The 26511-nt window shown below is 45.2% G+C and carries 19 protein-coding genes; 16 read left to right on the top strand and 3 right to left on the bottom strand.

The window, feature by feature from the left end; all coding sequences use genetic code 11:
• Nucleotides 1-89: 89 nt before the first annotated feature.
• Genes rlmN through ispG form a run of 4 tightly spaced genes read left to right on the top strand, consistent with a single transcriptional unit; the run spans nucleotide 90 to nucleotide 4091 of the window.
• Complete coding sequence (gene rlmN, locus C8N29_RS03635; RefSeq protein WP_107864673.1) at nucleotides 90-1265, top strand: dual-specificity RNA methyltransferase RlmN; 1176 nt, start codon at nucleotides 90-92, stop codon at nucleotides 1263-1265.
• Nucleotides 1266-1307: 42 nt separating this feature from the next.
• The gene (pilW, locus tag C8N29_RS03630; RefSeq protein ID WP_107864672.1) at nucleotides 1308-2111 is read left to right on the top strand and encodes a type IV pilus biogenesis/stability protein PilW; all 804 of its coding nucleotides are present in this window, start codon (nucleotides 1308-1310) and stop codon (nucleotides 2109-2111) included.
• A gap of 40 nt (nucleotides 2112-2151) precedes the next feature.
• Nucleotides 2152-2979, top strand: a complete 828-nt coding sequence (locus C8N29_RS03625; protein ID WP_107864671.1) for a helix-turn-helix domain-containing protein — start codon at nucleotides 2152-2154, stop codon at nucleotides 2977-2979.
• 2 nt (nucleotides 2980-2981) lie between these two features.
• A complete protein-coding gene (gene ispG / locus C8N29_RS03620; protein ID WP_107864670.1) occupies nucleotides 2982-4091 on the top strand; it encodes a flavodoxin-dependent (E)-4-hydroxy-3-methylbut-2-enyl-diphosphate synthase in 1110 nt (369 codons plus the stop codon).
• 48 nt (nucleotides 4092-4139) lie between these two features.
• On the opposite strand, the gene C8N29_RS03615 is transcribed toward ispG, so the two are convergent.
• Complete coding sequence (locus tag C8N29_RS03615; protein ID WP_107864669.1) at nucleotides 4140-4967, bottom strand: sulfurtransferase; 828 nt, start codon at nucleotides 4965-4967, stop codon at nucleotides 4140-4142.
• A gap of 280 nt (nucleotides 4968-5247) precedes the next feature.
• On the opposite strand from C8N29_RS03615, the gene C8N29_RS03610 reads away from it, so the two are divergent.
• The 8 genes from C8N29_RS03610 (at nucleotide 5248) to C8N29_RS03570 (ending at nucleotide 18400) form a co-directional block, all read left to right on the top strand.
• The gene (locus C8N29_RS03610) at nucleotides 5248-7650 is read left to right on the top strand and encodes an alkaline phosphatase D family protein (protein WP_107864668.1); all 2403 of its coding nucleotides are present in this window, start codon (nucleotides 5248-5250) and stop codon (nucleotides 7648-7650) included.
• A 192-nt stretch (nucleotides 7651-7842) separates the two neighbouring features.
• On the top strand, nucleotides 7843-9144 hold the full coding sequence (gene hisS / locus C8N29_RS03605; RefSeq protein WP_107864667.1) for a histidine--tRNA ligase: 1302 nt from the start codon (nucleotides 7843-7845) through the stop codon (nucleotides 9142-9144).
• Between the two features lie 129 nt (nucleotides 9145-9273).
• On the top strand, nucleotides 9274-9966 hold the full coding sequence (locus C8N29_RS03600) for a YfgM family protein (RefSeq protein ID WP_170106878.1): 693 nt from the start codon (nucleotides 9274-9276) through the stop codon (nucleotides 9964-9966).
• A gap of 62 nt (nucleotides 9967-10028) precedes the next feature.
• Nucleotides 10029-11171, top strand: coding sequence for an outer membrane protein assembly factor BamB (gene bamB / locus C8N29_RS03595; protein WP_170106877.1), 1143 nt, complete (start codon nucleotides 10029-10031; stop codon nucleotides 11169-11171).
• Between the two features lie 330 nt (nucleotides 11172-11501).
• Nucleotides 11502-12896: a ribosome biogenesis GTPase Der gene (der, locus tag C8N29_RS03590; RefSeq protein WP_107864664.1), complete on the top strand. Its 1395-nt coding sequence runs from the start codon at nucleotides 11502-11504 to the stop codon at nucleotides 12894-12896.
• Nucleotides 12897-12987: 91 nt separating this feature from the next.
• Entirely contained in the window at nucleotides 12988-15264 is a 2277-nt protein-coding gene (locus C8N29_RS03585) for a TonB-dependent receptor plug domain-containing protein (RefSeq protein ID WP_107864663.1), read from the top strand.
• Between the two features lie 392 nt (nucleotides 15265-15656).
• Nucleotides 15657-16529 carry an ABC transporter substrate-binding protein gene (locus C8N29_RS03575; protein WP_107864662.1) on the top strand — a complete coding sequence of 291 codons (873 nt, stop codon included), beginning with the start codon at nucleotides 15657-15659 and terminating at the stop codon, nucleotides 16527-16529.
• Nucleotides 16520-18400 carry a HAMP domain-containing hybrid sensor histidine kinase/response regulator gene (locus C8N29_RS03570; RefSeq protein WP_107864661.1) on the top strand — a complete coding sequence of 627 codons (1881 nt, stop codon included), beginning with the start codon at nucleotides 16520-16522 and terminating at the stop codon, nucleotides 18398-18400. The genes C8N29_RS03575 and C8N29_RS03570 overlap by 10 nt, the downstream gene beginning before the upstream one ends.
• A gap of 6 nt (nucleotides 18401-18406) precedes the next feature.
• On the opposite strand, the gene C8N29_RS03565 is transcribed toward C8N29_RS03570, so the two are convergent.
• Both C8N29_RS03565 and C8N29_RS03560 read right to left on the bottom strand, forming a co-directional pair.
• Nucleotides 18407-19069, bottom strand: coding sequence for a 4'-phosphopantetheinyl transferase family protein (locus tag C8N29_RS03565; RefSeq protein WP_107864660.1), 663 nt, complete (start codon nucleotides 19067-19069; stop codon nucleotides 18407-18409).
• Nucleotides 19066-19887 (bottom strand): peptidoglycan DD-metalloendopeptidase family protein, encoded by an 822-nt coding sequence (locus C8N29_RS03560; RefSeq protein WP_107864659.1) that lies wholly within the window; start codon nucleotides 19885-19887, stop codon nucleotides 19066-19068. Before C8N29_RS03560 ends, C8N29_RS03565 begins: the two co-directional genes overlap by 4 nt.
• A gap of 238 nt (nucleotides 19888-20125) precedes the next feature.
• Here C8N29_RS03560 and C8N29_RS03555 point away from each other — a divergent pair, with 238 nt between their 5' ends.
• The 4 genes from C8N29_RS03555 (at nucleotide 20126) to guaA (ending at nucleotide 26428) form a co-directional block, all read left to right on the top strand.
• Nucleotides 20126-20518, top strand: a complete 393-nt coding sequence (locus tag C8N29_RS03555; protein WP_107864658.1) for a DUF4124 domain-containing protein — start codon at nucleotides 20126-20128, stop codon at nucleotides 20516-20518.
• 290 nt (nucleotides 20519-20808) lie between these two features.
• A complete protein-coding gene (locus C8N29_RS03550; protein ID WP_107864657.1) occupies nucleotides 20809-23016 on the top strand; it encodes a hypothetical protein in 2208 nt (735 codons plus the stop codon).
• Nucleotides 23017-23236: 220 nt separating this feature from the next.
• Nucleotides 23237-24703: an IMP dehydrogenase gene (gene guaB, locus C8N29_RS03545; protein ID WP_107864656.1), complete on the top strand. Its 1467-nt coding sequence runs from the start codon at nucleotides 23237-23239 to the stop codon at nucleotides 24701-24703.
• Nucleotides 24704-24865: 162 nt separating this feature from the next.
• Nucleotides 24866-26428, top strand: coding sequence for a glutamine-hydrolyzing GMP synthase (gene guaA / locus C8N29_RS03540; protein WP_107864655.1), 1563 nt, complete (start codon nucleotides 24866-24868; stop codon nucleotides 26426-26428).
• Nucleotides 26429-26511 lie beyond the last annotated feature (83 nt).

Below are 26511 nucleotides of genomic sequence, written 5' to 3'. Positions count from 1 at the left end.
AATGTGGCGAACAGGGCGCATGATTGCGCCCTTTGTTTTTATGCTAAAATTGTCTCTCTTTACCTGCTCTACTTGCTGCGGTTGTCCTTATGAATCCTGCTGTATCTGACACTTCGTCAACCTCTGAAAAAATTAATTTACTTGGCATGACACGGACGCAAATGGAAGCGTTTTTTGTCAGTATTGGTGAAAAGAAATTTAGAGCGGCGCAAGTGATTAAATGGATTCATCAACTGGGGGTGGATAATTTTGATGAGATGAGCAACGTCTCCAAAGCGCTACGTAGTAAATTAGCAGAGATTGCCGAAATTCGTCCTCCCAAAGTGGTTTACAAAGAGTTTTCTAATGATGGTACACGCAAGTGGGTTTTAGACGTTGGCAATAACAGCATGGTCGAAACGGTATTAATTCCTGCCGATGGCGACCGCAAAACCTTGTGTGTCTCTTCGCAGGTTGGTTGCGCCTTGGACTGTAGTTTTTGTTCTACAGGCAAACAGGGCTTTCAGCGTGATTTGAGTTTGGCGGAAATTATTGGGCAAGTCTGGGTCGCTAATCGTTCGTATTTTGAAGAAAATCAAGACTATGATAGCCGTGAGCGTGCGATTACTAATGTCGTGATGATGGGCATGGGCGAACCCTTATTAAACTTTGATGCCGTTGTCCCTGCGATGGAGTTGATGTTAGATGACTATGCCTATGGCTTATCTAAGCGTCGGGTCACGTTGTCTACGTCGGGTATTGTGCCGATGATGGATAAACTGTCAGAAGTCATTGATGTCTCATTAGCCGTCTCCTTGCATGCCCCAAATGATGAGTTACGTAATGAGCTAGTACCCATCAATAAAAAATATCCTTTGGCCGAATTAACGGCAGCTTGCCGCCGCTTTTTGGCGAAGTTTCAGGGCGAAGAAGGTGGTCGTCGTAAAATTACCATGGAGTATGTCATGTTGGCAGGGGTGAATGACCAAGCCGAACATGCGAAACAGTTAATTAAATTGCTCAAAGATGTACCGAGTAAAATTAACTTAATTCCATTTAATCCATTCCCACATGCGCCTTACGACTGTACGCCGCGCCATGAGATTTTGGCTTTTCAACGTATGCTGACCGAAGCAGGTTTTATTTGTACCATTCGTACCACCCGTGGCGATGATATTGATGCCGCGTGTGGTCAATTGGTGGGTAAAGTACAAGACCGTACCCGTCGTGCCGAGCGTTGGCAACAAAAACTCAAAGCAGGCGAAATTATACGCAGTGGCCAATAAAGGTCTGCCCATTTTAGATAGTGATACGACGAGCAATATAGTATGAAGATGGTGTATACCTTATTGAGACAACGTAGTGGTTTAATAGCCGCCAGTATCTTACTGACACTGAGTTTGTCTGCTTGTACCGTACAAGAGTTTCCTAATCAACGCAAAGCAGACCCTGTGGCCAGCTCAAAAGCCAGAACCGCACTTGCCGCCGAATATTTACAAAAAAATCAACTGGAGTTGGCACAGCAGCAGCTCAAAAAAGCCTTAGAGTTAGACCCCAAATCGCCCGAAGCCCATAATATTATGGGCGCTTTGTTAGAGCGTGACGAAGCCTTTGCCGATGCCGAGCAATATTACCGTAAAGCCATTAATTTACGTTCAGATTACTCACAAGCGCATAATAATTATGGTGTATTGTTGGTTCGCTTAAAGCGTTATAAAGATGCGATTGAGCAGTTTAGTGCCGCCGCCAATGATTTGGGTTATGAGCGCCGTGATATTGCCTTAGTGTATTTGGGGCAAACCGCTTTGTTACTCAACGATACTGCCAAAGCGAAAAATGCTTTTGAACGGGTGTTACGCATGAATGCCCGCTCCTTAGAGGCATTATTGGAGCTGGCGACATTGGCGTTTGATGCAAAAGACTACGCCACCGCCCAAAATTATTATCAACGTTTTGTGAAAGTGCTAGGTAGTGCGCCACAAACTGCACGTAGTTTATGGTTAGGCATTCGTTTGGCACGTCAAAATAATGATGACATTGCTTTAGCAAATTATGAGTCTGTGTTAAAACGGCAATTTGCCAATACCAATGAATACAAGGCGTATTTAGACTCCTTGACTCAGGGTAGATAAATAAGTTGCATGCTGTACAGACGACGCGGCGGGAGCATGTATGGAGCATCAAAGTAGCAAAACAGCGATTAACCAAAGTGCCTATTTAGCCTTTAGGCCAGGCGCTCGCCTAAAGCAAGCCCGCGAGCAGCAAGGTCTGACGGTAGCCGATGTGTGTCAAACACTAAAAATTTTACCCCGTATCATCGAACAACTCGAAGCTGATGATTATGCGGCTTTACCCGAAGCGGTATTTATACGCGGCTATTTGCGTCAGTATGCACAATTATTATCCCTACCGGTTGAGGATATGTTGGCGCGTTTTGACGAGTACTATGTGGCCGACCGTGGTCAACCGCCATCACGTAGCCCGCGTGAACATATTCCTTTTCCTAAGTTACCACAACATATCACTAAACCTGCTCCGCGGGTAAAATGGGCGCGTCCACACAAAAAAATTCCTCTCAAACCAATCGTTATTATTTTCTCCTTAGTGCTGCTCATCAGTGTGCTTAGTCAATCAAATACCTTAATGGCGCGACTGAATTATGCATGGCAGCAAGCGCAGCGCTCTACCGCCAGTCCTGTCCCCGCAGTGATGAGCGAAAACACCATCAGTCTTCCTAACACCACCACGACGGCACAAGCGATAGATACGTTAGACCTGCGCTTTCGTGAAACGTCCTTGGTGGTGATTCGTGATGCCAGTGGCAAAGAATTGGCAAATGGCCACAAAAAAGCAGGCGATAGTTTAGTGGTAACGGGCGAATCCCCATTTAGTATTGAGCTGAGCCAAGCGTCGGCTGTCGAATTTAGATTTAATGACAAAACCATAGATTTGAAACCCTACACTGTAAACGGTGCAGTTAATTTTCGCTTATCGAGGTAAGAATGCATATTTCGCCTATTAAACGTCGTGTGACGCGTAAAATTCGTGTTGGCTCTGTGTATGTAGGGGGCGATGCACCCATCAGTGTGCAAACCATGACCAATACCGATACCTGTGATGTGGCCGCCACCGTCGCACAAATTCAACGCTGTGTGTTAGCAGGCGCAGACATTGTCCGTGTCTCTGTGCCCTCCATGGAAGCAGCAGAAGCATTTGGTTTAATTCGGCAACAAGTACAAGTCCCTTTAGTCGCTGATATTCATTTTGACCACCGTATTGCCCTAGCTGTGGCCGAAAAAGGGGCAGATTGTTTACGGATTAACCCTGGTAATATTGGTTCGGATGACAAAGTACGTGAAGTGGTTGCGTGTGCGCGTGATAAAGGTTTGTCAATTCGGATTGGCGTCAATGCAGGGTCTTTAGAAAAAGATTTGCAAAAAAAATATGGCGAACCCACAGGTGAAGCCCTATTAGAGTCGGCCATGCGCCATATTGATATTTTAGACCGTTTAGACTTTCAAGAATTCAAAGTCAGTGTCAAAGCCTCAAACGTTTTTTTGACCTTAGATGCCTATCGTTTGTTGTCCGCACAAATCGAACAGCCTTTGCATTTAGGCGTGACAGAAGCGGGCGTTTTTAGGTCAGGCACTGTCAAGTCAGCGATTGCCTTGGGCGGTTTGTTGTTAGACGGTATTGGGGATACGATTCGTATTTCTTTAGCGGCTGAACCCGAAGATGAAGTGAAAGTGGGTTTTGATATCTTAAAAGCCTTAGGTATTCGTTCTAATGGCATTAATTTTATTGCCTGCCCAAGCTGTTCACGTCAGGAGTTTGATGTCATTCGGGTGATGAATGCTTTAGAGGCACGTTTAGAAGATGTGCGTATCCCAATGGATGTATCCGTCATCGGTTGTAAGGTTAATGGGCCTGGCGAAGCTAAAGAGGCCGACATTGGTGTCGTTGGCGCTAGCCCCAATAGCTTGGTATACCGTAATGGTGAAAAAAGTCACCTGATTGCAACGGATAAATTGGTCGATGAAATTGAAGCCATGGTGAGAGCCAAAGTCGCGGCAGAAGAAGAAAAACAAGCCAAAATTATCGTCAAAGGGTAGCCACTTGGGGAGACTCAAGGCCTGTCAGCGTATCTGACAGGCAAGGAATCAACCTGTCTCACGCGCTATTGGCCGACGCTCGTCTGTAATCCACTCACTCCATGAGCCTGCATATAAATAGGGCTCGTTTAATTGCGCATGTACCATCGCCAAAATAGTGTGACAGGCCGTGACACCCGACCCACAATAACAAATGACTTCAGGCTGTAATACGGCGGAAAAACGTGCATGTAACTCGGCGGCACTTCGCCAAAACCCATCCTGACAATTTGCCGTAAATGGCATATTCAGCGCGGAAGGAATGTGACCTGCTTTGGCATCTATGGGTTCTTCTTGACCACTAAAACGCTCAGCTTGTCTCGCATCGAGTAAGGCGACATGGGGTTGATAAAGGCGTGTTTGTACCTCAGCACTGCTTAAACAACGGCCTTGCCATTTACCAAGAAATTCGGAGGGTGTGACACAAGGTGTGTGCGCTTCAACAGCACCACCCTCAGCCAGCCATGCACGATAACCACCGTCTAAAACCGCAACCCGAGTATGTCCCATCGCGCGCAACAACCACCAAAAACGTGCAGCAAACATACCAAGGTCTTGGTCATAAGCAATCACTTGTGTCTGTGGGCGGATACCAAGCTGGCTAAAAAATAGGTTCAGTTGCGCAGGTGTAGGTAGAGGGTGTCGTCCTGTTTGCCCCTGAATCACAGGCGATGATAAGTCTCTGTCTAAATGGGCAAAACGTGCTTGTGCTATATGACCGAGATGGTATTGTCGTTCCCCCCACGTGGTGTCACTTAATTGATGGCGACAGTCGACAAAAATAGCTTCTGCTGAGCATTGTTTGGCCTCAGCAACCGAAATTAAACTTTGGAACATCACATAGTCCTTGACTCAGTCAACACAGGTATGATTTGGCAAGTCATTATAGATGCCTCATACCCCAACGCACGCGCTATTGAAAATTCTGCCATCACACAAAACAAAAACAGTCATGCTGACATCAAACGTCAATCTTTTTGTCATTTTTTTCGTCAACAATCAAGCAACAACTTAATAATAGACTAGTCTTTACAAACACCAAAACAAACAAGTCTTTACCATGACCAGCCATGATGCGTCAGAGAAGACATTAACCATTACCTGAGGGGAAAATGACATGAATCGTCGTCAGTTATTAAAGCAGGCAGGTTTTTTGACCAGCTCTGTGGCGGTATTTGGTTTATCCGCTTGTAATAGCAATAATGACAGTGACAGCAAAACCACACCGTCCAAACTGTACAGTTTTCCTCAAGGTGTGATGGCAGCAGACCCTAAACCGAATTCAATTATTTTATGGACACGCGTTGTTGCCCCCAATGATGACCCCATTGCACAAACGGCCAGTGGTCGCCCCGATATTGAGGTCAGTCTTGAGTTAGCAGCCAATAATAGCTTTGCGACCTTACTCACCCCCGCGATTCGTTTAAGTGCAAAAGCAATTTACGACAACTCGATTCGCCATAAGTTGACGGGCTTAAGTCCTGCCACAGAATATTATTATCGTTTTCGTTCGGGTACAGGCATCAGTCGGGTAGGGCGTTTCAAAACCGCGCCTGCGTTAGATGCTGACCCCAGTAGCTTGAAATTTGCCTTTATGGCCTGTCAGGATTGGAGTGTTAACCATTGGCTAGGTTTGAGTGCTTTAGTACAGCAAGATTTGGATTTTGTTGTCCATTTGGGTGACTATATTTATGAGGCAGCAGGCGACAGTTATCAGTCTGAAACAGTTGAAGCGGCGCATGATGCGATTGTGATACCTAGTCAAACCAACAAACCCAATAGTACCACCGCAAAAGTGGCGACTACCCTAGAAGACTATCGCTATTTATATAAAAAATACCGTACCGATAGTCGTTTACAAGCTTTACATGCCAGATTTGCCTTGGTCGCGGTCTGGGATGACCATGAGTTTTCAGATGATTGCTGGCAGAATAACGAAACTTACACGAATGGCTCAGTAAAAATTGAAGGCGGATTGCCTTTATCGCCTGCGCAAATCACAGGCTCAGATACGACCTCTGATACGAATCGTCGTCGCGCGGCGAATCGGGCATGGTTTGAGTTTATGCCCGCCGATATCCCCACCTTAGATGAAACCGTGGCTACTAATTTTGAGACGGTCAAAATTTATCGTGATTTGCAATTTGGTAAACTCGCGCATTTAGTCATGACCGATGAACGTTTGTATCGTGCAGACCATGTTATTCCAGAAGCATTGGATAATCCCTTAACGCCCTTAGCTGACCAGTTAGGCAGTATTGGCACTCGCTATTTTGTGCCAGAGCCGAGTTTTGCACAGTTACAAGGTGGCAAGATGTTGGCTGCCATTAAAAAAGCGATTACGGTTGTCCCAGAAGGGGCAACTAAGACACTGTTACAATCGATAGATGCCAAGCTGAGTCTTGACCCCACAGGCAGCACCTTAACGGCACAAGAGTTTGCCACTTTTAATGAAGTTGGCTTGCCCTTAGTATCCATTTTGGGAGAGACCCAACGAAACTGGTGGAAAAACAAAATGGCCACCAGTACCGCAACATGGAAGTTTTGGGGCAATGAAGTGTCATTGTTACGCATGGCACTCAACTTAAAAGCCTTAGCAGGGGTTGTTGCCGCAGGAGAGAGTAACCCTGCTTTAGCCGCGATGATTAACAGTTACATCATTAATGCTGACCAATGGGATGGTTATAGTGCAGAACGTAGTAATTTAATGAGCTTTTTGACCACCAATAACATCAAAAATGTGGTGGCGGTGACAGGCGATATCCATGCATTTTTTGCAGGCGAAGTGGCGGCAAACTATGCTAGTTACAGTGCAGGCAATGCCGCAATGGTTGATTTAGTGACTGCGGGTATCAGTTCGTCGAGTTTCTGGAGTTATTTGGCCAGTGTTGTCGGCGATTTTCAACAAGAGGTTGATGCTACCTTACAAGGTCGTACGGCAAACCCAAGCACTTACCTCAATCTGTTGGAGTCGGGTGATAATCCGTTTGTCGCCTTGCGTCCTTTGGTCTACACCTGTCCTAATATGCTGATTTATCAGAATGTCAAAAGCGCGGTATTAGCGGCGACTCCTGCCGAAGCGCTCAGTACAGAAGCAGGTAAAGCAGCGGTATATCGTGCTGTGTTTGAGCAATATCTGACGGCCATTAATACAAGTGGTACAAACAATGCCATCGGATATAACCCCATTAACACCCTAAATGAAACCTTAGCGGGCGAGATGGGCAAAACCATTCAAGGTCTTGCGTTATCTTTAGGACAAACCATTCCTAATCCGTATACCAGTACGCCAACAAAACCATCGTTTGACTTTCCGCCCGTACAAAATCCTTGGTTAAAGTATGTGGAAACTAAAACTCAAGGCTTTATTACCGTCAACGTATCTCCCAATCAGGTAGTGGCTACCTACCATCATATTAAGCCGCTGGCGGCTAATCCGACAGCAAGCGAGGTGATTGATGCCACGAAAACCAAAACCATCACCATCAACAAAAACTCGACCTTATTAACTCTCAGTTAAGGACAGATGGGGTTGTGGGATGGCCACAACCCTGTTTTTTCTAAACGCGAGGCATTATTTGTCATCAATAAAAACTATAATCGTGCTATTCACAGACGCCAGTATCACGTGAAGTCTCAAAAGACTGTTTCTTCGTGTTGCTGCATTGTTTACAATGCCAGCCGTTTTTCTTGCTGTTAATAGAGATGCATCATGGCTGCCAAAATCACCGCGATTCGCGGAATGAACGATATTTTGCCCATTCCCACCAAAGACAATCCCGTCACTAGCCAGCGTTGGCAAGCAGTTGAGCAAATATTGCGCCATACCATGCACCAATATGGTTATAAAGAAATTCGTCTACCTATTGTTGAAAATACGCCATTATTCAAACGAGCGATTGGCGAAATCACCGATATTGTCGAAAAAGAAATGTATACCTTTACTGACCGTGGCGGTGACTCTATTACCTTACGCCCAGAAGGCACAGCAGGGTGTGTGCGTGCTTGTTTGGAGCATGGTTTGACCTACAACCAAACACAGCGTTTGTGGTACACAGGGCCGATGTTTCGTTATGAACGGCCACAAAAAGGACGTTACCGACAATTTCATCAATTTGGCGTGGAAACCTTTGGTATGGCCAGTGCCGATATTGATGCGGAGTTGATTTTGTTGACTGCCCGTTTGTGGCGCGAATTGGGTCTAACCGAGGTAGTACATTTAGAAATTAATACCTTAGGCGAAGTACAGGCGCGTCAAACCTATAAAGAGGCATTGGTCGCTTATTTGAGTACACATCTTGAACACTTAGACGAAGACTCCAAGCGCCGTTTAAGCAGCAATCCACTACGCATTTTAGATAGTAAAGATGCCAAAACACAGGCATTATTGGCCAATGCTCCCACCTTATCTGATTATTTAGATGCGGAGTCCACACAACACTTTGCTCAGTTACGTGCCATATTAGATGTTGCGGGCATTCACTATCGAGTCAACCCGCGTTTAGTGCGTGGTTTAGATTATTATAATAAAACGGTCTTTGAATGGGTGACAACGGCATTGGGCGCGCAGGGCACTGTGTGTGCGGGTGGGCGCTATGACGGTTTAGTCACACAATTAGGCGGGCAAGCAACGCCTGCCGTGGGTTTTGCGATGGGTTTAGAGCGTTTGGTACTGTTATTAGACACCTTGCAACAAAATACAAACAGCACTGAAGCGGATATTTATTTAGTGTCCGAGTCCAGCACCATACAGCATGCCTTGTTGGTAGCCGAAACCTTACGCAATCAGTTGCCCAATTTACGCATTGTCAGTCACTGTGGTGGTGGACAATTAAAAAATCAATTAAAACGGGCAGATAAAACAGGGGCAAAACTTGCATTATTAGTGGGTGAGCAAGAAGTGCTCAACCAAACAGTGACCGTCAAATGGTTGCAAACAGGTGAGCAGCAGCAAATAGCACAAACCGAATTGACCACGTATTTAAGTCAGCAGATAGCGACGTTATCGTGGTAATGAGATTCATAACAATCACGGCATGCGTCTACAGACAAAGCCCGTGATTAGCGATATAAGCATGGTTTTATCACTGAGATAAGGCTTAAAGACAACAGCCGCGCGGCAGTGATTATTAGGAGCATAAGCGTGAGTACGCATGACGATGAACAACTAGAAAACTTGAAACGCTTTTGGCAAGACTATGGAACGCCCATTTTAGTGGGCGCAAGTATGGCATTGGCGGTATTTGTAGGCTGGCGTTATTGGCAAAATGATAAAGTACAAACCTCACTACAGGCTTCAACTTTATATGAATCCAGTTATGAGGCGTATCAAAAACTCAATACCAACCCAGAAGACAAAGCGGCCAATACGCAACTACAACGAGATGCCCAAAAACTGTCACAAGAGTTTGGCTCAACGGTATATGCCAATAATGCTAGCCTATTGCTTGCTAAACGTGCGATAGAAAATAAAGACCTGAAAGAAGCCGAAAAACAACTACGTAATGTGTTAACCCAAAGTACTGACGATGGTTTGAAAAGCATTGCTAGTTTTCGGTTAGCGCAAGTCCTATTAGAAAAGGGCGACAATAAAGCCGCGTTAGACGTTTTGAGTAAAGAGACGAGTGTGGCTTTTTTACCGAGTCGTGAAGAGTTGCGTGGTGATATTTTGAAGTTAAACGGTGATACCGCAGGGGCAATCAAAGCCTATCAAGCTGCTTATGATGCACTTAAAGCACGCAATGAACCACGCCCCATTTTAGAAGTCAAAATGGCCGATTTAGGGTTAGATGTGCCTGAATTGAAGACAGAGTCATTACTCAATATCAATCCTTAACGCGTATTGTCCTAATATTGTGAGTCTCTTGATTGGCAATGCCATGTCTGTATGAGGTTATTTTGAAGCGACATTTATCTTTAGTGCTAACCCTGTGTGTAGTAGCGGCTTGTAGCTCCAACCCCAATGAGCATAAACCGTCACCTTTACCCCCCTTGCCGACCAAAAAAGAGCAAGTATTCTTAAAGCGTGTATGGAAGCAAACAGTCGGTGACGGGGTGGCAAAAGATGCCATCAACTTACGAATGGCTCGTCAAAATCAAACCTTATTTGTCGCCAGTCGAGATGGCGTGATTGCTGCGCTAGATGACCAAGGCAAAATACAATGGCAACAAAAGACTAAGCTCCCCTTAACGGGTGGCCTCAGTGCGGGTTATGGCATCTTGGTGATGGCCACAAGCAAAGGCGAACTGCGTGTGTTATCTGCCACAGACGGTCAGCTACGTTGGCAAAAGAAACTACTCGCCCCCGTATTAGCGCCTGCGGCCTTAACGGCAGATACCCTGATTGTGCAGAGTAACGATGGCAAGGTTTATGGCCTTGATTTGCAAACGGGTGAACAACGCTGGGTGTATGATGTGCCTGTCCCCAGCTTGAGTTTACGTGGGTATGCCTCCCCTTTAGTGGTAGACCAGCAAGTACTGATTGCCACATCCTCCGCAAAGGTCGTTTCTTTAGAGGCGAAAACAGGTATTCCCCAATGGGAAAGCCGTGTAAGTGTCAATAATGGCCGCTCAGAGTTAGCGCGTATTGCGGATATAGATGCAGATATGCGCTATGAAGAGGGACAATTATATGTGGTAGGTTATCAGGGACAATTAGCGGCTTTAAGCCTTGATGGTGACAAAGCCAAAATGCGTTGGCAAGCCCCCATGTCGAGTTATCAGACAACGGCAATCGGTACAGACTATATTTTTGTTGTCGATGCAGACAGTACGGTATGGGCACTGAGCAAAAATAGCGGTGAGGTTGTGTGGAAGCAAACCTTGTTTGCATGGCGTGGATTATCCAATCCTGTCACCGTGGGGGATTATCTGATTGTAGGTGACCAAGATGGCTATTTGCATGTGATGACTCAAAAAGAGGGTAAATTATTAGGGCGACAAGCCATTAGTGGGGCAGTGGTGAATCTCTCGGTGCATGATAAACAAGTCCTTGCCTACGGTGCAGAAGGGCAGATTAGCGCATGGCAGTTTCAGCCTTAATGCAACAATCAAAGGGTTACACTGGGAGTTGGCTTTCGTTTTATCCCAAACGCAAGCCAAGTCAGCGCATCTCTGTCAGTAACGCTGTACTAAAACTTTCGTTTGTCTCAAATCATCCAACCGTTCTGTTCCCTCCATAGCCCCTAATACCCTTTGTATGTGTCGACAATTATTCTGCTCAACTGTCGACAAAATCTGTACCTTTTGCCCTTAGCAGCCTACAATACGCCGCTTTAATCGGCAGGCCTTTGGCCTGACGACCGCCTGCCTGTGGGTTTGTCATCGTAGCGATGGTAAAACACACCGATTGCTGTTTTAGAGATTCTCGTCATGAAGCCTGTCATTGCCCTAATTGGCCGCCCCAACGTGGGTAAATCCACCCTATTTAATCAATTAACCAAAACCCGCAATGCCTTGGTTGCCAATTTGCCTGGTTTGACCCGTGACCGCCAATACGGTGATGGCAAATTTGATAACAAATCATTTATTGTGATTGATACGGGTGGGTTAGGCGAAAGTGACGAAGGCATTGATGCTTATATGGCCGAGCAGGCAAAAACAGCGATTCAAGAAGCAGATATCGTTTTATTTGTCGTCGATGCGCGTGCGGGTTTATTAGGCTCAGATGAAATGATTGCTGACCATATTCGCCGTCTAAACAAAACCTCTTATTTAGTGGTTAACAAAATCGATGGGCTACATGAAGATGCCGCAGTTGCCGAGTTTCATCGTCTAGGCTTTAGCCAAATTTTTCAAACGGCGGCCAGTCATGGTCGCGGTGTGTTCCAACTTATTAGTGATGTTTTAGCACCTTTCCCTGACGATGCGCCTGAATTGTCTGAAGCAGAAACAGGCATTAAAATCGCCGTGGTTGGGCGTCCTAATGTGGGTAAATCGACTTTAGTCAATCGGATGCTCGGTGAAGACCGTGTGATTGTCTATGATATGCCTGGCACAACACGCGACAGTATTTATATTCCCTATGAGCGTAACGGCAAAAAGTATACCTTAATTGATACCGCAGGCGTGCGTCGTCGTGGCCGTGTACAAGAAACCGTCGAAAAATTCTCCGTCATCAAAACCTTGCAAGCAATTAAAGACGCGCATGTCGTCATTATTGTTTTTGATGCGCGAGAAGGGATTGTTGAGCAGGATTTGCACATGCTAGGATTCGCTTTAGACAGTGGCCGTGCCGTCGTGTTAGCCATCAATAAATGGGACAACATGACAGAGTATGACCGCAATCAAGTCAAAGGTGCGATAGATAGACGATTGGATTTTATTCCTTTTGTCAAAATTCATTTGATTTCGGCTTTGCATGGTACGGGCGTCGGAGATCTCTATCCCTCTGTGCAACGTGCCTATGATTCTGCTATGTTAAAGGTACCGACTAACCGTCTGACGCAGATTTTACAGGATGCGGTTGAAGGGCATCAGCCACCACTTGTTAATGGCCGACGTATTAAACTGCGTTATGCCCACATGGGCGGACAAAATCCACCTGTGATTGTGATTCACGGCAATCAAACGGAGTCGGTGCCCAAGGACTACAAACGTTATTTAGAAAATATCTTTATAAAAGTATTGAAATTACAAGGAACACCTGTGCAACTGGAATTCAAAACAGGCGACAACCCATATAAAGATGAGGTCAAACTCAAGCCTGCACAACTCGAGAAAAAACGCCGATTTGTGCCAGAACATAAAAAAAGAGAAAAACGCTAGTTGTTAGCGTAACAAACACGGCTTATCTGTATAAGGACAAAGTCACAGCCGTGTGTGTCTGAATAACAACTGGCTGGGGTTATTAAGACATATGAAAAAATTAGTATTAGCGATTGCCATACTCTCTGCGTTTGATAGTGCAAGCGCAGAAGACCTCTTATTTGCTGACCAAGACATGCCCGTTGTGTTATCCGCAACGCGCTTAAAACAAGCGCTTGCAGATGCCCCTGCATCGGTCACCATTATTGACCGTCAAATGATTCAGCAAACGGGTGTCCGAGAGTTACCCGAATTACTGCGCTTAGTGCCTGGCATGGTGGTGGGCTATGAAAAGGGGTGGGAAGCCTTTGTCAGTTATCATGGTACTTCCGCCGATATGGCGCGCCGTATGCAGGTGTTAATTGATGGTCGTTCGGTTTTTCAACCCAGTTTAGCCTTTGTCGATTGGATTGGTTTGCCTTTAGAGTTGGAAGATATTGACCGTATTGAGGTCGTCAGGGGGCCTAATGCGGCTGCTTACGGTGCAAATAGCTTTTTGGCTGTGGTGAATATTATTACCCGAGCCCCTGCGGATTTACCGACTGTTCGTGCCTATACGCGACAAGGTAGTGGCGGTATTAACGATAACTTTGTCAGTTATGCGGGGGTTAATAACCAATTCAGTTGGCAGTTGTCGGCCAATCAACGTAACGATAATGGGTATAGTACCTTCTTCAAAAAAGAAACCGCGCGCGATGCGAACGGTGAGAAAATATTCGATAAAGACGGTAATGCTGTCAAAGTATTTAATCCCTATCCGTATGCAGACGATAAACGACAAAAGTCAGTTTATGGTCAGTTGGTAATGGAAACAGAAAATGATGGTGTGGCTAAAATCGCGTTTGGTCATTCCGAAATGTTAGCGGGTGAAGACTCCGAAACAGAGATAGTGCAGTTTCTAGAGGATCCCGACATTGAAACGAGCCAAAATTATCTCAATTTAGATTTAGAACACAATGTCAAAAACCATAAATTACAATTTCAAGCAAATTACTCGGAGTTTAACTCTAAACAGCATATTCGGGTGGCTGCCCCGCCAGAGTTCTTTTTGCCAGAATTAAGGCAGATGTTTGTCATCGACAGAATATTCACCAAGGCCTTTATGGACGGAGAGCTAGGCGCATCTGAAAATGATGAGTTGATGGGTTTAGCTTATACCGTGTTGTGTAAGCTAGGTCATCCCGCAGTCCCTGAGCCATTGTGTCAGAGTTTACAAGCAACTAAAGATGACTTTTTGGCAAGCGACCAAGAGCTGATTTACGGTGCAGATATTGATAAGCGTGAAACCCGTATTGAGCTTGAATTACAAGACACTTGGAGTATTTCACCCAGTTTACGTCTGGTGTATGGTGCAGGTTTACAAGACTCGCGTGCCGACTCACAACACTATTTTAATGGCAAAGTCGAAAATACCGTGTGGCGAGTATTTGCTCATGGCGAATGGGAGTTTAGACCTGACTGGCGCTTGAATGTTGGTATGATGGACGAGCATGATGATTATGCGGGGCATTTACAGTCGCCACGTGTCGCGCTGAACTGGCGTTTTTTACCCACGCACTCCTTACGTTTAGTGACATCTAAAGCCTACCGTACACCCGACCTGCGTGAGTCTAAAGCGTATTGGCAATTTTATGGTCAAGCCGAAGACCGTCAATATAGCGCACGCGACGGTTATTTTCCGTATTTAGGGCAAGCCCCTGTTAAAGGCCAAGAAACTTGCGTATTTAGTAAAAGTTATGATGATGGTACCTTAGTTTGTACCAATGGCGCACCGTCAGAGCGTATTGTCTCGCGTGAAATTGGTTATTACGGGGAAATTCCAGCATGGCATTTACAAACAGATATTCGGGTATTTCATGACCATTTAGAACTCAGTGAACATAATTTAGAAATTGATGATTTCGTTATTGCCCCCTTAAAAAAGCATGAGCAACGGGGGGTAGAGCTATCGACACAGTGGCGACCACATGCCAATTGGCGTTTTATGCTCAATTATGCCTATGACGACATGAGTTTTAATAACGATAACAATGATTTTGTCCCATTACACAGTGGCAATGTGGCTGCTTGGTATGATAGCCAAGAGGGTATACAAAGTAGTGTGAGTTATGTCTTCTATAATCAGTTATATAATGATTACCATGACGGCGGCTTATATTTTGACCGTTTAGACTTACGGATGGCTAAAAAGTGGTCGTTGCACAAACGTCAAGATTTGGAGTTATCTGGCGTATGGCAAATTCGTCTCACCGAAGATAATGAGTTGCGCCGAGAAAATGGCGCACCGCGTGATAGAATGTGGTTAGGGTTGACGTACACATACGATTAGGGGCGGTTGATGTTGTGATGATGATTGCTCACACGCACCTAGTCGTTTTGCCAATGTTTTGTGTTGTCTCTCATCGTATAACACAAGAACAGGTGCGTTAAACAGCATATCGTGTTAGCTTGATGGCGAGTCAATAAGAAATCAACGGGGAAGCTAATCAAAGCAGACCCCATTAGGCAAGGATTATCGGATAACGCATACAAATAAGAGTGGCGTATTCAACCTCAGTCGTTTTGTTAGCATACCGTTTGAATAAAGACGATGATGTGAATAAAACCGTGAGAAAATCGTCACTTCGGATAAGGATTGGATGTTGTATGTTCTGGTTGTAGAGGGCTAATCGTACTTGCCGATTAGCGTTTAGTAAGGAGGCACAAGGGAAGGTGCATAACATGCTTAGGATTCTTCAGCAACTGCTCGTCATCTGTTATTGCCTATGGACAACAACCATAGGCTATGCAGCGACTAAAGTTCAAATTGTCACTTCGCAAGCAGGCGAGTCTGCGGAGCTAGTCGCCCATTTAACTAAAATTCTCAAAGAAGATGTCACCATCATAACAGGTGATGTTGTCGCCGATAATACCGATATGTTGGTTGTTCTCAATACAGAAGCGGCCAAAAAACTCACGGCTAATCGTCCCCCGACCTTATTTGTCTTGGCTCAACCTAGTAGTGTGGAGTTACAAAAGCAAGACAGTGCCTTGTATTGGTCGCCCAGTTTGGCAGCCCAACTGGCACTCATCCGTGTCATGCTGCCAGCTACAAATCGCATTGGTATGTTAGTCAGTAATAACGAAGACATGTCGTGGTTACGCGTTTTTAAGCAATACGCCGCCGAACAGTCTGTTGAAGTTCGTGTGCAAACGCTAGATAAAGCACGTATTGCTCGCCAAGTTTCGGAGTTAGCTGCGACAACCGATGTCTTATTAGCTCAACCAGATACCGATATTTACAATCGGGATACCATACGTTTTATTTTATTAGCCGCCTATAGACAAAACAAAGTGTTGATTGGTCCTAGTCCTGCGTTTGTGAATGCAGGTGCGCTAGCGACCTTATACGCGCCAACGCCTGTTATTGCCGAAGACATTGGGCAAAAAATCAAATATTACATCAAAAATAATAAGCTGCCGCCGCCTGCTCGCATTAAGGATTTCAGTGTGAGTTTGAATCCACAAGTGGCAAAATCTTTGGGTTTATCAGTACCTGCTATGAACGAATTAGAGCGTTTACTGCACTTAGAGGAGCTTCCAACATGGCCGTAATGACCAAGTGGAGCTTACGTTGGCGGACGCTGATTTTAGCGTTAGTACCCGCCTTAATTATGTTTGTTGTAACATTAGCCTATCATGTCCATGTGCGGCTTGCAGATGCACAAAATGAGCAAGCACGTTCGGGTGCAATCATGGCCACCCAATTAGCCGCTTCTGCCGATTTTGCCGTGATTTCTGGCAATATGGATTCGTTAGTCCCTCAAATTGATACCATCCTTGCCCAGCCAGGTGTGGTATCGGTCAGCATCTTAGATAACGAAAAACAGACCTTATTCAACAAAAGTAATAAGCATCACAAAGGCATACAATTACATCGTTATACCGCGATGATTACGCAACAAGCCTTAGCTTTAGACCATAGCGACTGGTTAGTAGATGCGCCTATTAATAACGAACCCAGTACTTTAGGGTTGGTTGAAGTGGGTATTAGTTCAGACCACATCGTACAACGTGAACATGACATCGTATTAAAAAGTATATTGCTCGGCTGTTTGTTATTGGTCGTTATTGCGGGGATTGGTTTTTGGATGGCACATAGCCTAGAAAGACCATTACGCGCCATTATTGGTTTAGTGGGGGCATTAAAAAATCGCCAATTCACAGCAAGGGTCAGTATTAAACAAGATGGCGAATTGGGCGCATTGGCTTACCATCTTAATTTATTAGCCGCCATGCTCGAAGAGAGCCGTACCCTGCAAATTTCTTATACTGAAGAGTTGATTACCGCTCGTGGTCGTGCAGACAAAGCCAGTCAAGCCAAAAGTGAGTTTTTGGCTATGATGAGTCATGAGTTAAGAACGCCCTTAAATGCGATTTCGGGCGGTTTACAGTTGTTGAATGGCACACCTTTATCACCAGACAGTAAAGAGTATGTCAATCTGGCTACGATGGCGACGAATGATTTACGGCATTTAGTCGATGACGTATTAGATTTTTCTAAAATGGAAGAAGGCCGTTTAATCTTACAGCCACGACCTTTTTTACCTAAAAAATTGCTACAGCATTTGACAGACGGGTTTCGTTTGGAAGCCGAGCATAAAAAACTGGACATCAGTCTGACCTTAGAAGGACAAACCGACTTATGGCTGAAAGGTGACGAAATGCGTATTCGGCAAATTCTCTCGAAATTACTCGATAATGCGATTAAGTTTACCGAAAAAGGTCGTATTGGTATTAGAGCGCGTATTAGTACCTATAATGACATGCAAGCTCAATTCTTATGTGAAGTGTATGATTCGGGTATCGGCATAAATGCAAATGCATTAACGCATATTTTTGAGCCGTTTATGCAGGTTGACCGCTCTCATAGTCGACGTTATGGCGGTGCAGGCTTAGGTTTAGCCATTGCTTCACGTTTAAGTCGTTTAATGCATGCCGATTTACGTGTGGAAAGTGAGCCTTTGGTGGGCACATGTTTCTGTTTTGAATTGGTATTACCCATTTGCGAAGAATGCAGTCACGTTGCTGATATCAGTCAACCGAATTTACATAAGTCTGCCTTTCATGCGCATGTTTTAGTGGTTGACGATAATCCCGCCAATCGCAAAGTAGCAGAAGCGATGCTGAAGTCAGCAGGCTGCACAGTGAGCAGCGCGAATAATGGCCGTGAAGCCTTACAGTTAATGGCAGCGGGCGATATAGATTTGGTGTTGATGGATTGTCAAATGCCGATTATGGACGGTTACGAAGCGACGCAAGAATGGCGCAGCCAAGAACGTGACAAACGACTACCGATTATCGCCTTAACGGCCAATGCGAGCGCAGACAACGAAACGGCCTGTCTGACGGCTGGCATGGATGGCATGCTCAGTAAACCTTTCCGTAAACAACAGTTAGAGATGTTATTAAGTGCATGGCTATAACCCTGTTTACCAACAAAGGTGATGCACCTGCCAAACAGGCGTGTCTAAGTGAACGGCCGCGCTTAATTGCCAGTCGGTGCTGGTCATGCGCCATAACGTGAGAGGTAAATGTTGTACATCCTCTGGGGTGAGGATGGGCGAGAGTTGTTCAGCACCAAATTCAATACGGTGCAAATGATGTGCTAAACCACGATGCCATGCCTTAACGCAGGCTTCTTTACGCGTCCATAAGTCTAAAAACAAGTCGGCACTTTGAGTTTGTGCTAACCATTGATACTCCTGTGGGGTAAAAAAACGCTTGGCAATGGCTAAAAAACGGGCAGGTGCAGGACGCATTTCGATATCAATGCCACAATAAGGGGTCGGTGCTAACAAACAACACACCCAATTATCGCTATGACTTAAACTGATGAAACGCTCGCTTTGCTGAGGGCAAATATAAAGGCGTTGCTCTTGCTTATAAAAACGCCAAGCCTGTTGGCTGCTTTCAACTTGATTAAACGCATGATGTAATAATTGCCGACTAGCAACATAACTACGCAAACGTAAGGGATGTGGGTATTGGCGCGCTGCGTGCTGCATAACGACAGGTAGATTAGCTAACTGTTGGTAGGTTTGTTCTGTATCCCACGTGATACGCGCAATAAAAATATCAATCTGCTTAGTCATGGTGACGGGGGAAGCACTAATAAAGGGTCAACCCGTGCATTATTGATGCTGAGGCCAAAATGTAAGTGTGGACCCGTAGCACGCCCTGTTTGTCCCACTTTACCCACCCGTTGTCCTGCTTTCAGCGTTTGTCCTTTTTCAACGTCAATTTGACTTAAATGGCATAACATCGAAATAATGCCTTGCCCGTGGTCAATCATCACCGTTTTACCATTAAAAAAATAATCACCGATTTGAGCAACAATACCATCGGCGGGTGCATAGATGGTTTTACCCTCAGGAGCAGCAATGTCTAAGCCCGAATGCGGGTCGCGTGCTTCACCATTAAAAAAGCGTTTTAAGCCAAACGGACTGCTAATTTCTCCCTGAATTGGCCAACGAAAGGCTGGCCATTGTGAGGTATAAGGATTAAAAGATTGATAAACGGCTTTTTGTTCTGCGGCTTCACGGCTATAACGTGCAAGTTCTTCCTCGTTAGGGTTTACCTTGTTGGTGGCTTTTAGCGTAATCCGTTGCTCTGGATAGGCTTTAGGATTAATGTCAATACTCAGTTGGTCGGTAAAGTTATCTGCATTTAATAATAATTCGGCATGACCTGTTGGTGTAGATAAAGGCAGTCCTACAACTGCCATACGACTGCCATTAGCCTGTTGAATAATGGGTACTTGATAGCCATTAAATCGGACGTTTACGGATAATGGAGCGTATTCAGGCAAGGGCACTAAAGCAATACCCCCTGCATAACGGGCTTCTTGTGGTAGGGCTACTGCTTGCCCAGCCAAACATAACAAACCTAAATAATGTAATTTGATTGCCATAAGCCCTCTTGTTGGCCTGTATTTGCCAAAGATTAGGTTAGGAAATTAGGGTGTTATCATGCCATAAACCAATGAGCCTTAGCTGTATTTTCGCGTAGGGCGAATGTAGCCAAAATTCACCATTAGCAGATAGATAGACTTCGCTCAGTCACCAGAAATTGAGGTCGCTCAGTATATACTGTCATCTTGAGATGCTATTCTTTATATAAAAAACAGGATGTAGAGGCCGAGTGAGAAGATGCAAAAGTTAGATATCATCAGTATTTTATTAATGACGTCAGCCGTAGGCGTTTGGACACAACGCGACCGCTTGACTGCATTATGGCAAGCGTATCAACGTGAGCAGCAAACAGCAGTCACCATTTATGGGTGGCAAGATAAAAATGGCGAATGGCATTATTCGAGCACACCAGATGATAAACGCGCACAGGCTATTACCTTAGACTCTAAACATATCACCCCTTTACCACCTTTAGCCGACGTACACGCTAACACTACCGAGAATCAGCCACCCACGACGGAGTCGGCCAAGCCTCTTAATGTGCTAGATATCCACGGTTTACGTGAGAGTGTCATTCAGCAACAACAGCACATACGCGCTGAAAAAGAAAAGCAAGTTTTAGCAGAATAGAGCTTAGCCTAAGGTGAGCTAATCTGAATCATGCACTTAAAGTCTAAAACCAATCAATAACATATTATAGACAATGTGACATTGAAAGCCTGCTATAAAGGAGGTTATAACAATATAACGCGTGGCAATACGTCTGTGCCAAGATTTTGATTAGCTAAGTCCATATTTTGCATACTCAGAAGACTGTAAGCCTAGACAGATTGATATTTAGCGTTGCGATATATATGCCCATCCAATATCAATAAACGCTGGGTTTTAGCACTCAGTATAATAATTACAATAGGAGCATCATGATGAAAAAAAATGCCTTAGCCCTTGCCTTAATGGCAGCCACATTGGGCTTGGTGGGTTGTATTGGCGATGATAAAGACCAAGACACACAAGCATTGAATGATGCTTATGTGGGTTTTGAGCCTGTTATCGCCAGTGCCGATAACGCAGGATTACCCGATAGCCAAAAACGTGGGCCTGTGATTCCATTTCCATTTGACGGATTATTTGGTGATTTAACTAAACCGACCTTACAAATTCCTAATCCGAGTAACAATCCCTTGGTGACGCAGGCAAACTTACAAGACGGTTTTTCGACAACCGCTTCATGGTTTGTTGATGTGTTTGGCTTTGTGGACATGAGCACTGTGCCCAGCCATATCGTGATTATTAATCGTTCTACAGGGCAGCTTCTCAAATATAACGAAGACTTTGTTGTACAAAGCTCTACCGTCAAAGATAGCGCGGGTGTACCCATTAACCTGCAACGTACGCGCTTGCTCATTGAACCCTTAAAGCCGTTAGCACCCAATACCACGTACATTGTTGCCTTGACCAAAGGCATTAAAACAACCAATGGCGGCACAGTACAACCCAGTTATGTATTTAGATTGCTGAATAGCGATACTCCCATTAGCGCGCGTTCAGACAGTTATTTACAACGCTTTAACGCCGCCGAAAAAGCTAACTTAGAAAGTTTACGCAGTCAGTTGGTACGACCGATTACGCAAGCCTTAGACGGGCTTGGTATCAAAGAGGTGGTACTGGCTTATAGCGTCACTACACAAAGCACAACAAAAACCTTAGATAAATTAGCGGCTACAACGGTAGCGGGTGCAATCAATGCCCAAGCAACGGGCTTGACCGTACAAAATTTATTGCCTGTGACAGTGCCTAATGCTAACAATACCGATGTCTATGTCGGTACATTAACCGTTCCTTATTATGGCGAAGTGCCTTCTGTGGCTAAACCAACTGCTATTTTGTCAACGTATTGGAAAGCCGATACCACACAGCCTGATGTCAGTGCTAAGTTCTTAGACAAAGTGGTGTGTGGCGCGTATGCAACGGGTGCAGCATTGCCAGCAGGTACGGCTCAAGCCAGTATCAGTACGACGACCTGTTTCCCTATGCCTGTCAAACAGAGCGACCAAACTATCCCCATGTTAGTCACTGTACCTAAAGGGGCAAAGCCTGATGGTGGCTGGCCTGTTGTGATTTTTCAACACGGGATTACGGGTAATCGCAGTAATGTCTTACCCATTGCGCCTGCACTGGCACAAGCGGGTTTTGTGACTGTAGCTATTGATTTACCTTTACATGGCATTACACCGAATGATGTGGCTAAGGCCTTACGTATGACGGGAGTATCAGAGCGTACGTTTGACGTTGATTTTGTCAATAACACCACCAGTGCCGCAGGGGCAGATGGCAATGTCGATAGTTCGGGCACGCATTTTATTAATTTGTCTAGCCCTATCACCAGCCGAGAAAACCTACGTCAAGGTGCGGCGGATATTTTAGTGTTAGCCAAAAGTTTAGCCAATCTGAATTTAGATGGCGTAGCGGGTGGCGATATCAATACTAACCGTGTGCAATTGGCCAGTATCTCGTTGGGTAGTATTGTGAGTACAGTCGCCTTAGGAGCAGATAAAGCCAAAACTATTGGCGCCGCATCGTTATCTGTGGGTGGCAGTGGTATTGCTAAATTATTAGATGCTTCTAAATCCTTCGGACCTCGTATTGCCGCAGGTTTAGCCACGAATGGCGTGACTGAAGGTACCGATAACTACGAAACCTTTTTACGCTTTGCACAAACTTTGGTTGACAGTGGTGACCCCGCTAATTTTGCGGTCTCAGCAAAAGCCAATCATACGATTCATTTAACCGAAGTGACTGATGACCTTGTTGTCCCAAATCAAGCACTAGCAGGTGCAGCTTCTGCCACGCAGGATACGGTCAGTTTAACGGGCTTTTTGTCGGGTACAGAACCTTTAGCCAAAATTTTAGGCTTTAGCACGCCGCAAGCGGTGGATGTGACGAGTCTAACGAAAGCGAATCTGACAGGCGGGGCATGGGTGAAGTTTAAGCAAGGGGCGCATAGCTCTTTATTAGATACCACCGCAAATCCTCCAGTCACTGTCGAAATGCAATGCCAAACAGCAGGCTTTTTTGCCACCAATGGTGCCGTGGTTCCTGTGGGTTGCTCGTTGCCAACAGCAGAGTAAATGTGTGTAGTATAATAGTGGGGAGCTTGACTCCCCATTATTGTTGGTGAGTGGTAGTATCTATAAACAGATTGAACTGCCGCGGATTTTGTCAGAAAACCCACTAGAATGCGCCTTCAATAAACAGAGTTTTAAGCGCTAACGCTATTACTACTTTTGTTAACGCGCTGACAGGTCTATAATTGCGCGACTTTTAATTTAGTCAACGGGTGGCGCGTTCATGTTAACCATCGTCCAAGAAGCCCTCACATTTGATGATGTGCTCTTACTTCCTGCTTTTTCCAACGTTCTTCCCAAAGATGTCTGTTTGAAAACCAAACTCACGCGCGGTATTCACTTAAATATCCCGTTAATGTCAGCCGCAATGGATACGGTATCCGAAGCCAAAATGGCGATTGCGATGGCACAAGAAGGCGGTATTTCTATTTTGCACAAAAATATGGAAATTACTGCCCAAGCAGCAGAAGTGCGTCGTGTCAAAAAATACGAAGCAGGCATGGTTAAAGACCCGATTACCGTTAGCCCAGAAACGACCATTGCCGAGCTATTAGCCTTAACCCAAGCCCATAAAATTTCGGGTGTTCCTGTGGTAAAAGGTAATGATTTGGTCGGCATTGTCACTAGCCGTGATTTGCGTTTTGAAACAGGTTTAAATCAGCCCGTTTCTGCCATCATGACGCCTAAAGATAAATTAGTCACCGTCAAAGAAGGAGAATCTTCTGAGACAATTAAGGCCTTATTGCATCAACACCGTATCGAAAAAGTGTTGGTGGTTGACGATGATTATCAGCTCAAAGGCCTAATTACGGTTAACGATTTCCGTAAAGCCGAAATGTATCCCAATGCGTGTAAAGATGAGCAGGGACGTTTGCGTGTCGGTGCAGCCGTTGGTACAGGTGCAGATACGCCTGCGCGTGTTGACGCCTTAATTGAAGCAGGTGTTGATGTTTTAGTGGTTGACACCGCACATGGCCATTCCAAAGGCGTGATTGACCGTGTGGCATGGATTAAAAAGAACTTCCCGCATATGCAAGTGATTGGTGGCAATATTGCCACAGGTGATGCGGCTTTAGCTTTGTTAGATGCAGGTGCTGATGCTGTTAAAGTGGGTATCGGGCCGGGTTCGATTTGTACCACACGTATTGTGGCAGGGATTGGTGTGCCACAAATTTCGGCGATTGATAATGTGGCGCGTGCCTTAAATAATCAAATCCCCTTAATTGCTGATGGCGGTATTCGTTATTCGGGCGATATTGCCAAAGCCATTGCCGCAGGTGCGCATGTGATTATGGTTGGCTCGTTATTGGCGGGCACAGAAGAAGCGCCAGGTGAAGTAGAGTTATTCCAAGGCCGTTATTACAAAGCCTATCGAGGCATGGGGTCATTGGGAGCGATGTCTGGTCGTACAGGTTCGAGTGACCGTTACTTCCAAGATGCTTCTGCGGGTGTTGAAAAACTTGTACCTGAAGGCATTGAAGGCCGTGTGCCATATAAAGGGCCAATGAGTGGTATTGTGCATCAGTTAATGGGTGGTTTACGTTCGTCAATGGGCTACACAGGTTCGGCCAATATTGAAGACATGCGTAGCAAGCCGCAGTTTGTCAAAATCACCTCGGCAGGTATGAAAGAGTCCCACGTTCATGACGTGACCATTACCAAAGAAGCCCCTAATTATCGTATTGGTTAAGTCTTTTCTAGGTTGCTCCTCCCCCTGATAAGGGGGAGGCAGGGAGGGGGTTGACCTCACCCCATCCCTCTCCTTAGCAAGGAGAGGGAGATTTAAACCCCACCCTAACCCTACCCTAAAGTGGGGGAGGGCATTGCACCTTTATCTTCTTAGAGTATTCCTATGCAAGTTGATATTCACGCCCATCGTATTTTGATTTTAGATTTTGGTTCACAATATACCCAGTTGATTGCTCGTCGTGTACGTGAATTGGGTGTGTATTGTGAGTTACGTGCTTATGATATGACGGCTGATGAAATTAAAGCCTTTAATCCTAAAGGCATTATTTTGTCAGGCGGTCCTGAAAGCGTCACCGAAGCCAATACTCCACGTGCACCTGAAGCTGTTTTTAGTTTTGGTGTGCCAGTCTTAGGGATTTGTTATGGTATGCAAACCATGGCACAACAATTAGGCGGTTTAGTAGAATCGTCTAATGTGCGTGAGTTTGGTTATGCCGAAGTTAACATTGAACAAGCTGATAGCTTATTTAATGGCATCGAAGACCGAACAGGTTTTATTGATGTGTGGATGAGCCATGGTGACAAAGTCACACGTTTGCCTGAAGGTTTTAATATCACGGCAAGCACACCCAGTTGCCCAATTGCAGCTATGAGCTGTGAAGCTAAACGCTTTTATGGTATGCAGTTTCATCCTGAAGTCACCCATACTTTACAAGGTGAAGCGTTATTACGTCGTTTTGTCCGTGAAATTTGTGCGTGTGATGACTTGTGGACACCAGCCCAAATCATCGAGGACAGTATCCGTCGTATTCGTGAACAAGTGGGTGACGACCATGTGTTGTTGGGCTTGTCAGGTGGTGTTGACTCTTCCGTGGTAGCGGCTTTATTACATCGTGCGATTGGTGACAAACTCACGTGCGTGTTTGTGGATAATGGGTTGTTGCGCAAAAACGAAGGCGATATGGTCATGGACATGTTCGCCAAAAACATGGGCGTTAAAGTCATTCGTGCCGATGCCGAAGCCAAGTTTTTGGGCGAATTAGCAGGCGTTGCTGACCCAGAACAAAAGCGTAAAATTATTGGTCGTGTGTTTATTGAAGTATTTGATAGCGAGTCGGCAAAATTAAATAATATCAAATGGTTAGCCCAAGGCACAATTTATCCTGATGTCATTGAATCTGCCGCTAGCAAAACGGGTAAAGCGCATGTCATTAAGTCACACCATAATGTGGGTGGCTTGCCAGAAGATATGAAATTCAAATTGCTCGAACCTTTACGCGAATTGTTTAAAGATGAAGTGCGTAAAATTGGTTTAGAGTTAGGCTTGCCCTATGACATGGTCTATCGACATCCATTCCCTGGCCCGGGTTTGGGCGTGCGTATTTTGGGTGAGGTGAAAAAAGAATATGCCGACGTATTGCGCGAAGCCGATGCCATTTTCTTAGAAGAATTGCATAAAGCAGGTTGGTATCACCGTACCAGTCAATCGTTTGCGGTATTCTTGCCAGTGAAGTCGGTAGGCGTGGTTGGCGATGGTCGTCGTTATGCATGGGTGATTGCCTTACGTGCCGTTGAAACCATTGACTTTATGACCGCACGTTGGGCGCATTTGCCCTATGAGTTAATTGAGAAGGTATCTAACCGTATTATTAACGAAATCTCAGGCGTATCGCGTGTGGTCTATGATGTGTCATCTAAACCGCCAGCAACGATTGAGTGGGAATAAGTACCTGAAAAAGGCTTGTTACAGCTAATGCTGGTCACTTAAGCATTTTTGTTGGTTTCGACTCACTTCGGCTGTGCTCAGTG

This window comes from Agitococcus lubricus, assembly GCF_003051055.1.
Lineage (GTDB): Bacteria > Pseudomonadota > Gammaproteobacteria > Pseudomonadales > Moraxellaceae > Agitococcus > Agitococcus lubricus.
This window is presented reverse-complemented; position numbering and strand designations above follow the sequence as displayed.